The 13,116-nt window shown below is 68.8% G+C and carries 13 protein-coding genes; 8 read left to right on the plus strand and 5 right to left on the minus strand.

Translation table 11 applies throughout. The annotated features are described in order from the left end of the window. Positions 1–363: 363 nt before the first annotated feature. The 6 genes from ACTIGN_RS19515 to ACTIGN_RS19540 all read left to right on the plus strand — a co-directional run bounded on the left by ACTIGN_RS19515 (position 364) and on the right by ACTIGN_RS19540 (position 6,138). On the plus strand, positions 364–1,599 hold the full coding sequence (locus ACTIGN_RS19515; RefSeq protein WP_439626869.1) for a hypothetical protein: 1,236 nt from the start codon (positions 364–366) through the stop codon (positions 1,597–1,599). A 350-nt stretch (positions 1,600–1,949) separates the two neighbouring features. Beyond that, the gene (locus ACTIGN_RS19520; protein WP_439626871.1) at positions 1,950–3,740 is read left to right on the plus strand and encodes a hypothetical protein; all 1,791 of its coding nucleotides are present in this window, start codon (positions 1,950–1,952) and stop codon (positions 3,738–3,740) included. A 110-nt stretch (positions 3,741–3,850) separates the two neighbouring features. Then, the gene (locus ACTIGN_RS19525; protein WP_439626873.1) at positions 3,851–4,834 is read left to right on the plus strand and encodes a sugar phosphate isomerase/epimerase family protein; all 984 of its coding nucleotides are present in this window, start codon (positions 3,851–3,853) and stop codon (positions 4,832–4,834) included. A gap of 21 nt (positions 4,835–4,855) precedes the next feature. Continuing rightward, positions 4,856–5,143 (plus strand): hypothetical protein, encoded by a 288-nt coding sequence (locus tag ACTIGN_RS19530; RefSeq protein WP_439626875.1) that lies wholly within the window; start codon positions 4,856–4,858, stop codon positions 5,141–5,143. A gap of 9 nt (positions 5,144–5,152) precedes the next feature. Beyond that, positions 5,153–5,503, plus strand: a complete 351-nt coding sequence (locus tag ACTIGN_RS19535) for a hypothetical protein (RefSeq protein WP_439626877.1) — start codon at positions 5,153–5,155, stop codon at positions 5,501–5,503. 53 nt (positions 5,504–5,556) lie between these two features. Continuing rightward, complete coding sequence (locus ACTIGN_RS19540) at positions 5,557–6,138, plus strand: anthranilate synthase component II (RefSeq protein ID WP_439626879.1); 582 nt, start codon at positions 5,557–5,559, stop codon at positions 6,136–6,138. Between the two features lie 124 nt (positions 6,139–6,262). On the opposite strand, the gene ACTIGN_RS19545 is transcribed toward ACTIGN_RS19540, so the two are convergent. The 4 genes from ACTIGN_RS19545 to ACTIGN_RS19560 form a co-directional block, all read right to left on the minus strand. After that, positions 6,263–6,718, minus strand: coding sequence for a GNAT family N-acetyltransferase (locus tag ACTIGN_RS19545; RefSeq protein ID WP_439626881.1), 456 nt, complete (start codon positions 6,716–6,718; stop codon positions 6,263–6,265). A 116-nt stretch (positions 6,719–6,834) separates the two neighbouring features. Further along, entirely contained in the window at positions 6,835–7,347 is a 513-nt protein-coding gene (locus ACTIGN_RS19550; protein ID WP_439626883.1) for a hypothetical protein, read from the minus strand. Positions 7,348–7,435: 88 nt separating this feature from the next. After that, positions 7,436–7,771, minus strand: coding sequence for a hypothetical protein (locus tag ACTIGN_RS19555; RefSeq protein ID WP_439626885.1), 336 nt, complete (start codon positions 7,769–7,771; stop codon positions 7,436–7,438). Between the two features lie 147 nt (positions 7,772–7,918). Then, positions 7,919–8,746, minus strand: coding sequence for an FHA domain-containing protein (locus ACTIGN_RS19560; protein WP_439626887.1), 828 nt, complete (start codon positions 8,744–8,746; stop codon positions 7,919–7,921). A 207-nt stretch (positions 8,747–8,953) separates the two neighbouring features. Between ACTIGN_RS19560 and ACTIGN_RS19565 the strand changes: the two genes are divergently transcribed. Together ACTIGN_RS19565 and ACTIGN_RS19570 are read left to right on the plus strand one after the other, a co-directional pair. Then, positions 8,954–10,504 (plus strand): protein kinase domain-containing protein, encoded by a 1,551-nt coding sequence (locus tag ACTIGN_RS19565; protein ID WP_439626889.1) that lies wholly within the window; start codon positions 8,954–8,956, stop codon positions 10,502–10,504. A gap of 49 nt (positions 10,505–10,553) precedes the next feature. Continuing rightward, positions 10,554–10,922 (plus strand): FHA domain-containing protein, encoded by a 369-nt coding sequence (locus ACTIGN_RS19570; protein ID WP_144945277.1) that lies wholly within the window; start codon positions 10,554–10,556, stop codon positions 10,920–10,922. Between the two features lie 220 nt (positions 10,923–11,142). Here ACTIGN_RS19570 and thrS read toward each other — a convergent pair whose 3' ends face one another. Continuing rightward, positions 11,143–13,014, minus strand: coding sequence for a threonine--tRNA ligase (thrS, locus tag ACTIGN_RS19575; protein WP_439626891.1), 1,872 nt, complete (start codon positions 13,012–13,014; stop codon positions 11,143–11,145). Between the last annotated feature and the right edge of the window lie 102 nt (positions 13,015–13,116).

Consider the following 13,116-nt stretch of genomic DNA (forward strand, 5'->3'; position numbering starts at 1 on the left):
CACCGGCGGGCTCACGCCGCGCCGCCGCCCGCGCGAACCTGGGCACCCGGCCCGGCCCCCCATCCGCTCCCCCTTTCCTGCCCCCGCGCCGCGGGGCACACGCCCCACGTTCGCCCCCCGCCCGGGCCCGGCGCAGCTTCGCGCCGCGCGGCGTGTTCCGTGAGGAAATCCCTCGGCGGGGCCGATTTTCCGGCCAATGGCGCTTGACCAGACGGGACGCGCGGCTATTGTCCCGCGACTTTCCGCCCTAGTGCGCGAAGGAACTCGACAGGGGAACGACGCCCGAGAGGGTGTCGGGTCGGCGGACGGGTTGGGGAGCCTGCCGCGGACCGGTCGTCAAAGCTGTGAAGGGGGATCCGGGTTATGCGATATCGGTACATCGGGGGAGCGTTGCTCGCGGCCGTTTCGATGCTGGCTGGTCCGGCAGACGCCCGCGCCCAGCCCATGAACGGCACGATCCCGTCCACGGACGGGTCGGACGGCGGGTTCCCGGCGCCCCGCCAGGAGGCGGTGCCGTCGTACCTGCCGACCGGGGTCTCGGGCGACGCCGGGTTCTACACCAGCGCCGAGTTCGTGTTCCTGCAGCAGACCAGGGCCATCGGGAACCAGACCATCGCCCGGTACGGGTTCTACGACCTCACCGGGCAGTCCGGGGTCGCCCCCGGGACGCTCATCGGCTCGGGCCGCGAGGCCCTGAACCCGCGGATGTTCCGGGGCTCGCCGACGTACCAGCCGGGCTTCAACGTCGAACTCGGGTACCGGTTCGAGGACGGCACCCGGGTGTTCGCCAACTACATGCAGCTGTACGACGCGCACTACTCGGTCGGGGCCAGCCTGGTCCCGCCGTACTACGCGGTGCCGCTCCAGAACAACCAGATCACCCTGGCCGACAGTTTCGTGTCGTCCCCGGTGTACAGCTTCAACTCGTTCTTCGCCGGCCCCCAGGGGAAGGTCGCCGGGGTGAACGACAACTCGGTGTACGGCATCTGGAACGCCGCCAGCCAGATGGACATGAAGTTCACCCAGCGGTACCAACAGGCCCAGGCCGGGGCCCGGGTGCCGATGCTGATGACCGATTACAGCCGGGTGTACGGCACCGCCGGCCTCCAGTTCTCGTGGTTCTTCGAGCGGTTCCACTGGCGGGCCGTGTCGATCCCGCCGGACGGGAACACGATCCCGCAGGACGCGGCCAACTACACCAACACCCTGTCGCAGCGGATGTACGGTCCGTTCATCGGGTGCGGGCACGAGATCTTCGTCGCCAACCAGTTCTCGCTCAGCCTCGACGCGACCGGCTCGATGCTGCTGAACGTGGTCAAGGAGCGGGCCAAGTACAAGCTCGGGGACCAGACGGTGCAGTCGAAGTGGGGCAACCAGGAGTGGCGGCTCACCCCGAACGCGAACCTCGCGGTCAACGGGTGGTGGTACCCGATCGAGGGCGTGCAGGTCCGCCTCGGGTACCAGGCGCTCACGTTCTACAACACGCTGTACATGAAGGACCCGGTCGGGTTCAACTTCGGCAACATCGCCCCGCAGTACGAGTTCAAGGCGTTCCGCCTCCTGCACGGGTTCAACCTGGGGATCGGGTTCTTCTTCTAAGGGACCGGGCGGACGACCCCGCCCTGTCGACATCCCCGAGCCCGTGGCTCCGGCGGCCCCCGCATCGAAGCGGGGGCCGCCGGGGCCGGCTTGCGTTTCCCGCGCGTGGTCCGGTCCGCGGCCGGGCGGGGGGCCGAACCGAACCGCGAGAGGCCCGCGGGCCGCCCGCCGCGCGCCACCGGCTCCGCCCGACGCGTCCCCGCGGATCCCGCGCATCACCCACCGCCGGCGCACTTTCCAGCCCCGATTGCCTCGCCCCGCACTCCGGGTATAATCTGCCCCGTCCCCCGGCCCCCCGCACCGCGGGCGCCGCGACCCGACCGGGTACTTCCTTCGACTGAGGAGCCAGCATGGCCGACGGCCGCGCACCGAATTCCACGACCGGCGACCGCCCCGCCTCGTGGATGGAGATCTTCCGCTGCTTCCAGGTCGCCCTCGACCCGCGGAAGTTACTCGTCGCCGCGGCCGGCATCCTGGTGATGTCGTTCCTGTGGTGGCTGCTGTCGGTCATCTTCCACTCCAAGGCCCCGGAGCCGAGCGAGCCGCAGTACCAGAACAACACGATCCAGCGCGAGTTGGGCGACAAGAAGAAGCCGGACGGGTCCAACTACACCGAGGACGACTTCCGCCAGATCGCGACCGAGCGGTACTCGACCGACTTCGAGGAGTGGCGGGTGCTCGACTCGCTGGCCGGCACCCGCGGCCGCCTGAGTACGATGCCGTGGGACGAGTACCGCGGGCCGAACCCGTTCCTGTTCGTCACCGACGTGATCAGCGGCACCGCCCAGGACCGGGCCAACGCGATCACCGGGTTCGTGTCCGGGTCCGTCCCGGTGCTCGTCGAGCCGCTCGTGAAGATGCTGATCCCGGTCGCGAAGCTGATCTCCCCCGGGGTGAACTTCAAGACCCGGCTGTACCTGTTCCTGATCCTGCTGGCCAACGTCGCCGTGTGGGCGTTCTGCGCCGGCGTCATCACCCGCATCGCCGCCGTGCAACTGGCGAACAAGGGGCCGATCTCGCTGAAGCAGGCGGTCCGGTTCGTGGCCAAGCGGTACACCGCGTACCTGGGCGCGCCGCTGGTGCCGCTCGTCATCATCGGGGCGTGCGTGGTCGGGCTCATCGTGTACGGCCTCGTCGGGCTGATCCCGGTGATCGGCGACCTGGTGGTGTTCGGCCTGGGCCTGCCGGTCCTGATCGTCGGCGGGGCCGTGATGGCCGTGTTCCTCGTCGGGCTCGTGGGCTACCCGCTCATGTACTGCACCCTCAGCGCCGAGGGCGACCAGAGCGACACGTTCGACGCCCTGAGCCGGTCCATCAACTACGTGTACCAGTCCCCGTGGCACTACATCTGGTACTGGCTCGTCGCCATCTTCTACGGGGCCGCGGTCACGCTGTTCATCCTGTTCTTCTGCTCGCTGACGGTGTACGTCGGCAAGTGGGCGGCCGGGCTCACCGCCAGCACCGTGTGGACCGACCGCAAGCCCGAGTACCTGTTCATCTACGCCCCCGAGTCGTTCGGGTGGAAGGAGCTGCTCACCAAGGACAGTCCCTACGCGGTCCGCGGCCAGTGGCAGAAGGTCGAGAACAACCCGAGCGGCCGCGAGGTGTACAAGTACGACCCGGTGAACGCGAACACGTACGCCCAGGCCCGCAAGGAGTTCTACGCCTACAACACGTGGGGCGCGGGGATCGTCTGCTTCTGGCTCACGCTCATGTTCCTCATGATGCTCGGGTTCAGTTACAGCTTCTTCTGGACCGCCGCGACGGTCATCTACTTCCTGATGCGGAAGAAGGTGGACGAGGCCGAACTGGACGAGGTGTTCCTCGACGAGGAGGAGCCGGTGGTGCCCCCGGCCCCGCCGAAGCTGGCCGAGGGGACGGGCGCGCCGCCGGCCCCGACGACCTCGCTGCCGGTCATCACCGCGCCGGTGGTTCCGCCGGTCGCGCCGCCGGTCCCGGTCCCCCCGCCGCCGCTGCCGCCGATCCCGGTCGTGGACCTGTCGCCGCCGGTGCCGCCGCCCGCGACGATCCCGTTCACGCCGCCGGCCGCCGAGCCGAAGGCGTTCGACGCGCCGAAGGCGTTCGACGCGCCGAAGGCGTTCGACCCGCCGAAGCCGGACGACGACAAGCCGGTGGCGTGAGTTCGTTCGTGGGCAGTGGGGAGTGGGCAGTGGGGAGCGGAAGCGGCGGGCGGTGCGCCTTGCCGGGTCTTCCACTCCCCGCTGCCCACTGACCACTTACGGAGGGATCCATGCCCCGCCAGGTGCTCCTGTTTACCGGCCCGTGGGCCGACGTGCCCCTGGACGTGCTCGCGGCCAAGGCCGCCGGGTGGGGCTACTCCGGGTTCGAGCTGTGCTGCTGGGGCGACCACCTCGAGGTGCAGCGCGGCCTCAGCGACGACGACTACGGCCCGGCCCGGCTCGACCTTCTCACCCGCCACGACCTCCAGGTGCCCGTCGTCGCCAACCACAAGGTCGGGCAGGCGGTGTGCGACCCGATCGACCGCCGGCACCAGGCGCTCGTGCCCGAGTACGTCTGGGGCGACGGCGACCCGGCCGGGGTGCAGCAGCGGGCCGCGGAGGAAATGACGGCGACGTTCCGGCTCGCCGAGCGGCTCGGGGCCGGGGTGGTGAGCGGGTTCACCGGCTCGCCGATCTGGGGGTACGTGGCCGGCTACCCGGCCCCGCGGGCGGCCGACATCGCCGACGCGATGAAGCAGTTCGCGAAGCAGTGGCACCCGATCCTCGACGTCGCCCGCGAGTGCGGCGTGCGGTTCGCCTGCGAGGTCCACCCGGGGCAACTCGCGTTCGACCTGTACTCCGCCGAGTTGGTGCTGGAGGCCATCGACCATCGCGAGGAGTTCGGGTTCACGTTCGACCCGAGCCACATGCACTGGCAGGGGGTCGACCCGGTCGAGTTCTTGCGACGTTTCCCGGACCGCATCTATCATGTCCACGTGAAGGACGCGCAGCTCGCGCTCAACGGCCGGGCCGGCGTCCTCGCGGGGTACTGGCCGAGCGGCGACCCGCGGGCCGGGTGGCAGTTCCGCTCCCCGGGCCACGGCGGGATCGACTGGCCCGGCATCATCCGGACGCTCAACGCGATCGGGTACGACGGGGCGCTGTCGGTCGACTGGCACGACCCCGGGATGGACCGCGAGTACGGCGCGGTCGACGCCTGCCGGTTCGTGCGGGCCATCGACTTCGACCCGCCGCAGCGCGGCGCGAAGCGGTAAGTGGGCACGTGGAGGTTCGCGATGCGGTTCCCCACCTTCGCCGAGGCCGAGGCGCTCAAGCGCACCTGGACCGACAAGTTCGTCCGGGTGAAAGCGGGGCTGCCGCAGTACGAGCGGTTCGCCGGGAAGGTGGGCCGGGTCGTCACGGTGAACTACGGCGGCAAGGCGATCGTGGACTTCGCCGACGGCGCGTGGTACGACATCCCGGCGCTCGCCGACCACCTGGAAGTGGTCCCCGACGACGAGGCGAAGGGCAAGTTCGACCCGACCGCCACCAGCGCCCAGAAGCTCCCGACGCGGCAGGGGTAACCCGACCCGATGGATCAACCCCGCGAGCTGTCGCCTCTTGAACTCGCGAACAAGCGGCGCGAACGGGAGGCCGTTCGCGCCGTCGGGTGGGCCGCTTTGGGGATCGGACTTTTCTTCTGGTCCGTCGGTTGGTTCTGCGTCGTGGTGCTCCCCTCGCTGTTCGGGATGAGGAACCTTGGCGGCGCAACGGGTGATCCCGTGCTTGCCGCGTCCTTCGGACTGGCTGCTTTGGTCGGATGCGCACTCGCAGTCAGTTCGCGACACTACGAAGGGGAACCACTGTTCCACGCGAGGCTGGCCGCCGGTCTGAACGGTCTCCTCGTCATTGTGGCTTTCAGCTTCGCCCTAAAATGGCTGTAACACGGCTCTGACGCGGCCCCACATCGGAATCACACACCACACCACCCACAATCATGATTCTGCTGATCGATAACTACGACTCGTTCACGTACAACCTCGTCCAGCGGTTCGGGGAGATCGACCCGGCGCTGCCGATGACGGTGGTCCGCAACGACCAGATCACGCTCGACGAGATCGCGGCGCTCGCGCCGACGCACATCATCCTGTCGCCGGGGCCGTGCACGCCCAAGGAAGCCGGCATCTGCAACGACGTGCTCGCGCGGTTCGCACCCACCACGCCGATCTTCGGCGTGTGCCTCGGGCACCAGTGCATCGGCCACACCTTCGGCGGCGAGGTGATCCGCAACTACCGCATCATGCACGGGAAGGTGTCGCCGATCCACCACGACGGAAAGGGCGTGTTCGAGGGCATGTCGAACCCGTTCGACGCGACCCGGTACCACTCGTTGGTCATCAAGAAGGAGACGTGGACGAACCCGGACTTCGAGGTGACGGCCTGGACCGACGAGGGCGAGATCATGGGCGTGCGGCACAGGGCGTGGCCGCTGCACGGCGTCCAGTTCCACCCCGAGAGCTTCCTCACGGTGGAAGGCCCGACGATCCTGCGGAACTTCTTGAAACTCGCCCCGGTGTGACAAGACGTTACGAGTTCCGGTCCGAGCCCGAGCGCCGAGCGAGGGGACAACGTGAACCCTCGCTCGGCGCTCGGGCTCGGACGAGCAACGGCCCGCAACACGTGGGCGGCCCGTGGACCGCGTGCTACCGCCCGGCGGTCAGGCTCTTCTCGAACAGCACGAGGTTATCGCCGCGGTCGGCGTCCCAGCGGATGCCGACCACGTCGTACCCCAGTTCGATCGCCAGGTGCATCATCGGGCGGTGCGTGTTGTGGCACTCGACCCGGAACGTCTCGTACTCGTTCTGCGCCGCCCAGCCCTGCGCCGCCTCCATGAGCTGCGAGCCGATCCCCATCCGCCGGAACTCCGGCATGACGCCGTAGAACCAGCCGAAGAACGTGTCGGGCTTCAACTCGAACCCCAGGAAGAAGCCCGCCGGCTTGTCCTTCACCCGGGCGACCATCTGGAGCACGTTGTGCCGGCCCAGGTACCGCCGGGTGAACGACTCGACGGTCTTCGCCGGCCGGAACACCTGGTTGTACAGCTCGACGATGAGCGGCAGGTCGCCCTGGCCGACAATGTCAATGACGGCGTCCGCCATGTGAACCCCTCACGGGAGTGCAAAAGGTAAAAGGGAAAAAGTAGGAGGAAGCCGCGAGCACCGGTGCGCTCCGGCCTTTACCTTTTACTTTTTCCCTTTTTCATTCCGGCCCGCGGTCACGGCCGGTGCAGGCCGGACACGATGTCGTCCCAGGACGGTACGTTCCAGTTGGCGATCAGCTCGCGGAGCAACTCGCCGCCCGCGTCCTCGGCAGCGTCGGCCTCGGTCGCCTCGGGGGCGTCGTCCGCGTCCTCGTCGTCCTCGTCGTGGGCGGCTTCCGCCGGGGCCTCGGCCTCGGTATCGACCTCGCCCGCGGTGGCGGCGACCGCCCCGCCCTCGGCCACTTCCGCGCCCTCGGCCGGCTGACCGACCCCGCCCTTGCGGCGGCGGCGGCGGCGGCGGCGGCGCTTCCGCCCGGTGCCGGGGGTGCCGTCGCCGGGCTCGCCGTCGCCCTCGCCGCCCTCGCCCTCGGTCCCGGCCTCGGCGTCCTCGAACTCTTCGCTGTCCGCCTCGCCGTACGCCTCGGTCTGGTCGTCCTCGGCGGGGACCGGCTCGGGGCTCGGTGCGGGCGGGGTCTCGCGCTCGAGTTCGCGGGCGAGTTCCGCCCAGTCGTCTTCGGTGTCTGGCATGGTGGTCTGTGGGGAAAGCAAAACGCCGTGGCCCCGGGCGGACGCGCCGGGGCACACGGTCGGGGTGATCGGCCGTGATACGGTGATTCTATCGCGCTGCCGAGAGGCCGGAAACGTCCGCCGGGCCGAGCACCCAGGAACGGGCCGCCGCGGGGCCGCGCGCGAGGCTCACCTCCACCACCCGGTCGCCGGGCTCGGCCCCGAACGCGGCCCCGAGCGCCTCGCCGACCGGCTCGCCGTCGGGCAGGTCGTCGCGGGGGACGAGGAACACGTCGGCGGGCCAACTCGCGGCCGCCCCGACGCGGTCGGTGACAGCGTCCCAGGTCTCGGCGGGCAGCGGGAGCCCGGGGAGGAGCCGGCCGAGGGCGTCGCTGAGCGCCTGTTCGAGGCACGCGCGGGGCGGAAGGAGGTAGAACGTGGCCATGGCCGGTCTTCCAGGGGGTGACGATTCACCCCGAGTATCGGCCTGTGCGGGGAATGCGGGCCACGCCGGCGCGGCGGATTGCGGGAGTTACGGTGCCGCACCGGTGCGGACAACCGGCACGGCCCGCACAACCGGCCCCGGGCGCCGTCACCAGCGCTCGGCGATGGCGGCGTCCTTGTCGGCGTACATGCGGAAGGTGTACATCGACTGGAGCCCTTCGAGCATCGACTTGAGGTCCGGCCGCAGCCGGCACATCGCGAGGGTGCTCCCCTGGCGGCGGAGCCACTGGGTGAAGTCGCCGAACATCTCCGCGGCCGACGTGGACATCCGCCGCACGTTCTTGAAGTCGAGCAGCACCCGCAGGTTCGGGCTCTTCAGGTTGTCGTGCAGTTCCTTCTTGAGGTGGACGAGTTCGGCGTCGTCCACGAGGTACACGTCCTGGATGCGGACGATGGTGATCGGCCCCTCCTGCGAGATCCGGAGCCGGCCCCGGACCACGCCCTTGGCGGCGTTGAGCTTGCCGATGATGGCGTTGGCGACCGACGAGGCGTTGTCCTCGTCCACGGCGACGTTGGCGGCCCGGGCGAGTTCCTCGAGGGCCGACGCCTTCGGGCCGGTGTCCTCGTCGAGTTGCTTGAGGGCCCACTCCTCAAGGTCCCGCTGGTTGAGCTGCTTCTCGCGGAAGTTGATCATGAACTCGAGCGGGCCGACGGCGATCTTGTCGCCCTTGTGGAGCGGCCACTCCTCGCTGGGCGGCATGACCTCGCCGTTCACCATCGTGGCCTTGCCGCTGCCCATGTCGCGGATGAACACCTTGGTGCCCCGGACCGCGAACGCGCAGTGCTGGGGGCCGATGTCGTCGTGGGCCGCCCGGAGCTGGCACATCCCGGTGGTGCCGATCAGGAACAGGTCGACTTCGATGGGGATCGGCAGGCCGCGCTTCTTGCCCTTGGTGACGATCAGAAAGAATTTCATCGCTCACCCCTGTTGGGTGGGGTGTGTAAGGAATGAAGAATGGAACGGGAGTTCCGGTCCACTCTAGGTCACCCTCCCCCCCGACGCAAGGACTTTCCTCTCAACCCGATTCGACGGACCGGATTGCGTCCCGCGTGCGCCGGTGGTAAGTTATCCTCGTGACGAAACTTGTTGGGGACCGACCCAACGTCCAACGCTGACCTTCGTATGGCCTCCAACCCGGACGCCGCCGGCACCGCCCAACTCATCTTGCGCCTCGGGCTCGCCACCGAGGACCAGGTGAGCGAGTGCCTGCTGGAGTTGCCCAACAAGAAGGTGCCCGGGGTCGATCTGGTCCGGTTCCTGGAGCGGAAGCGGTACCTGTCGGCGTGGCAGGGCGCGAAGGTGCTCAAGGGCGACACCGAGGGGTACTTCCTCGGCGGGTACCGGCTCCTGTACCGGATCGCGTCGGGCAGCTTCGGCCGCGTGTACCGGGGCGACGACCCCCGCACCGGGCAGGTCGTCGCCGTCAAGGTGCTCCGCAACAAGTGGATGCAGGACAAGCAGAAGGTCGACCTCTTCCTGCGGGAGGGGAAGCTCGGCATGTCGATCCGGCACGCGAACCTCGTGTCGGTGCTGGCGGTCGGCCAGGACAGCAGGACCGGGCAGTACTTCATCGTGATGGAGTTCATCGAGGGGGGGAACCTCCGCGACCTGCTCCAGATCCGCAAGAAGCTCCCGCCCGCGGACGCGGCCCGCATCATCGAGGAGTCGGCCCAGGGGCTGGCGCACTCGTACCAGCGGGGGATGACGCACCGCGACATCAAGCCCACGAACATCCTCATCGCCGTCACCAACGGGCAGGCCAAGCTCGTGGACTTCGGCCTCGCCGAGATCGCCGACGGCGCGCCCGGCTCCGGCGGGTCCGGCAGCGACGACAAGGACGACAACGACGTGACGGTGGACCGCACCGTGGACTACGCGGGGCTGGAGAAGGCCACCAACGTCAAGCCGGGCGACGTCCGCAGCGACCTGTACTTCCTCGGGGCCGTGCTGTTCGAGTGCGTGACCGGCACCCCCCTCATGCCGGCCACCAAGGACCGCGTCGAGCGGATGCAGGCCCGCCGGTACCAGGAGGTCGAGGCCAGGCTCCAGCGGAGCGGGCCGGCCCTCGGCGTCCCGCCGCCGCTGCTGGCGGTGGTGACCCGGGCGGTCAAGTTCGACCCGAACCAGCGGTACCAGACCCCCGCGGAACTGGTCGAGGCGCTCCGCGCGTGCCGGGCCGAGCTGAAGGGCGAGGAGCCGCCCGCGCCCGGACCCGCCGCGCCCGCTGCCCCCGCGAAGAACCGCACCCCGCCGGGGCAGAAGACGCTGTTCGCCGTCGAGAAGAACGAGCGGCTCAAGGAGGCGTTCCGCGAGCGGTTCAAGGCCCACGGGTTCCGCGTCCTCATCTCGACCGACCCGGCCCAGGCGGTGAAGCGGTACGCCGAGCAACCGTACCACGCGCTCATCGTGGACGCCGGCTCGGTCGGCGACGGCGGCGTCGACCTGTACAACCACATGCTCGCCGCGGCCGACGCGGCCGACCTCGACCTCGCCGCCGTGCTCCTCCTGGCCGAGAAGCAGGTCGAACTTTCGCTCGGCGCCAACGAGCACGACCGCGGCGCGGTCATGGTGTTCCCGGTGAGCATGAGGGAACTGCTCGCCACCATCACCGGGATGGTCCCCGGCGACGGCGATGACGGCGGCGAGCCCGGGGACGAGAACGCTGGCGACTGACGCGGCCCCTTCCAACAGACCGACACGGTGGGCAACCCGCCCCGAACCCATGCCCCAGCACCTCCTGTCCCTGACCGACGGCCCGAGCATCCTCATCGACAAGCCGATCCTGCTGTTCGGCCGCCACGAGGAGTGCGACGTGCAACTCAATTCCAAGAAGGTGTCGCGGCTCCACTGCGTGCTGGCGCAGGTGAACGACGACCTCGTGATCCGCGACCTGGGGAGCACCAACGGGGTGCGGGTGAACGGCGAGCGGGTGCCCGAGGGCCGGCTCCGCCCCGGGGACGAGTTGCAGATCGGGAACTTCCGGTACCAGGTGTGCGCCGATCCACTCGGGCGGAAGTCGGACCCCGCGGGCGTCGAGGCGTACAAGGCCGTGCCGCCGGTCGACGCGGACGACCCGTCCGACGAGGGGTGACTCGGGAAGAAGAGTGTTGATCCGCAGATTACGCAGATGGACAGAGATTGGAAATCAGAGGACAGAGATCAGAAGTCAGAGATCGGCTGGCACTCGTTCGGCATGCTCCTCTGTCCTCTGTCCTCTGTCCTCTGTCCTCTGTCCTCTGTCCTCTGTCTGAAAATCTGCGTCCGTCTGCGTAATCTGCGGATCACTCTCTTCGCTGCATTCGCTTCGCGGCTCACGGCACGAGCTTCAGCGTCCGCGACTTCACCACCTGCTCCAGCAGCGCCTCGAACTCGGCGACCGGCTTCGCGCCGAGGTCGTCGCCGGTGCGGAGCCGGACCGCGACCGCGTTCGCGGCCATCTCCTTGTCGCCGATCACCAGCACGTACGGCACCTTCATGATCTGCGCGTCGCGGATCTTCGCCTGCATCCGGCCGGTGCCGAGGTCCACGTCCACGCGGTAGTCCTTCTCGGTGAGGGCCGCGCCGAGTTGCTGGGCGAACTCGAAGTGCCGGTCGGCGATGGGGACGATCGCGACCTGCACCGGCGCGAGCCACACCGGGAACGCGCCCGCGTACAGCTCGATCAGGTACGACATCATCCGCTCCATCGTGCTGATGACGCCGCGGTGGATCATCACCGGCCGCTTCGGGGTGTCGTCGCTGTCCTTGAACTCGAGCTTGAACTGCTCGGGCAGGTGCTGGTCGGCCTGGATGGTCGAGAGCGTCTCCTCGCGGCCCATCATGTCCTTGACCTGGACGTCGATCTTCGGGCCGTAGAACGCGGCCTCGCCCCACGCCTCGAAGAACGGCAGCCCGGACTCCCGCAGCACCTCGCGCAGCATCGCGGTGCTGGTTTCCCACAGCGCCGGGTTGTCGACGTACTTGCCGCCCTTGCCGGCCGCGGTGGTCTCGGGGTCGTCGTTCTTCGAGAGCCGGAACCGGTACTCGGTAATGCCGAGGTCGGCGTACGCCTTCTTCATGAGCGCCAGCACGCCCGCGATCTCGGCCTTCACCTGGTCCGGCCGCACGAACAGGTGCGCGTCGTTGAGCGTCATGCACCGCACACGGCTCAGGCCGCCGACGACGCCCGATCGCTCGTACCGGTACATCTTCCCGAGTTCGGCGATGCGGATCGGCAGGTCGCGGTAGCTCCGCGGCTTGCTCTTGTACACCTGGATGTGGTGCGGGCAGCACATCGGCCGCAGGCACAGTTCCTCGTCGTCGCTGCCGCCCTCGCCCATGTCCATCGGCGGGAACATGCTGTCCTTGTAGTGCTCCCAGTGGCCGCTGATCTTGTACAGCTCCTTCTTCGCCGCGTCCGGGGTGTAGACGTGCAGGTAGCCGGCCTTCCGCTCGTAGTCGGTGATGAACTGTTCGAGCAGGCGGCGCACGGTCGCGCCCTTCGGGAGCAGCATCGGGAACCCGGCCCCGAACACCGGCTCGTTGGCGAACAGTTCGAGGTCGCGGCCGACCTTGCGGTGGTCGCGCTTGGCGGCCTCCTCGACGCGGGCGAGGTGTGCCTTGAGGTCGTCGGCGCTGGCCCACGCGGTCGCGTGGAACCGCTTCAGCATCTTGTTCTTGCTGTCGCCCCGCCAGTACGACCCGGTCACCTGGGTGATCTTGAATGCTTTCGAGTCGAGGTCGCCGGTGGTCTCGACGTGCGGCCCGCGGCACAGGTCGACGAACGTGTCCTGTTGGTACACGGTGATGGTCGCCGCGCCGCCCGCGGCGTTCCCGTACTCGTCCTGACCCTTGCTGAGCCCGTCGATGAGTTCGACCTTGTACGGGTTGTCCTTGAAGAGTGCGCGCCCCTCGTCGGCGCTGATCTCGCGCACCTTGAACGGGTGCCTCCCCTTGATGATCTGCTTCATCCGGTTGGCGATCCACTCCAGCTCGCCGTCGGTGGGGTTCACGTCGAGGTCGAAGTCGTAGTAGAACCCGTACTCGATGGGCGGGCCGATGGTGGGCTTGGCCTGCGGGAACTTCTCGACGACGGCCTGCGCGAGGACGTGCGCGAGCGAGTGCCGGAGCTTGTAGAGGGTGGGGTCGTAGTCCCTGGGGATGTACTTGTCGCCCGCGGCCTTGAGTTCGGCTTCAGATGCCATGTGACGGAGTCCTTGTGTGACGCCGCGTGGCACCCGGTCGTACAGCCGGAACCTCCCGCAACGTCCCCTGCATGTTACGAGGGGAGGGACGCGCGGGAAGCG

The sequence above is a fragment of the Gemmata sp. genome (assembly GCF_051859125.1).
Classification (GTDB): Bacteria; Planctomycetota; Planctomycetia; order Gemmatales; family Gemmataceae; genus Gemmata.

Coding starts and splice junctions, on each gene's coding strand:
- ACTIGN_RS19515 (WP_439626869.1), top strand. CDS start 364: ATGCGATATCGGTACATCGGGGGAGCGTTGCTCGCGGCCGTTTCGATG.
- ACTIGN_RS19520 (WP_439626871.1), top strand. CDS start 1,950: ATGGCCGACGGCCGCGCACCGAATTCCACGACCGGCGACCGCCCCGCC.
- ACTIGN_RS19525 (WP_439626873.1), top strand. CDS start 3,851: ATGCCCCGCCAGGTGCTCCTGTTTACCGGCCCGTGGGCCGACGTGCCC.
- ACTIGN_RS19530 (WP_439626875.1), top strand. CDS start 4,856: ATGCGGTTCCCCACCTTCGCCGAGGCCGAGGCGCTCAAGCGCACCTGG.
- ACTIGN_RS19535 (WP_439626877.1), top strand. CDS start 5,153: ATGGATCAACCCCGCGAGCTGTCGCCTCTTGAACTCGCGAACAAGCGG.
- ACTIGN_RS19540 (WP_439626879.1), top strand. CDS start 5,557: ATGATTCTGCTGATCGATAACTACGACTCGTTCACGTACAACCTCGTC.
- ACTIGN_RS19545 (WP_439626881.1), bottom strand. CDS start 6,718: ATGGCGGACGCCGTCATTGACATTGTCGGCCAGGGCGACCTGCCGCTC.
- ACTIGN_RS19550 (WP_439626883.1), bottom strand. CDS start 7,347: ATGCCAGACACCGAAGACGACTGGGCGGAACTCGCCCGCGAACTCGAG.
- ACTIGN_RS19555 (WP_439626885.1), bottom strand. CDS start 7,771: ATGGCCACGTTCTACCTCCTTCCGCCCCGCGCGTGCCTCGAACAGGCG.
- ACTIGN_RS19560 (WP_439626887.1), bottom strand. CDS start 8,746: ATGAAATTCTTTCTGATCGTCACCAAGGGCAAGAAGCGCGGCCTGCCG.
- ACTIGN_RS19565 (WP_439626889.1), top strand. CDS start 8,954: ATGGCCTCCAACCCGGACGCCGCCGGCACCGCCCAACTCATCTTGCGC.
- ACTIGN_RS19570 (WP_144945277.1), top strand. CDS start 10,554: ATGCCCCAGCACCTCCTGTCCCTGACCGACGGCCCGAGCATCCTCATC.
- thrS (WP_439626891.1), bottom strand. CDS start 13,014: ATGGCATCTGAAGCCGAACTCAAGGCCGCGGGCGACAAGTACATCCCC.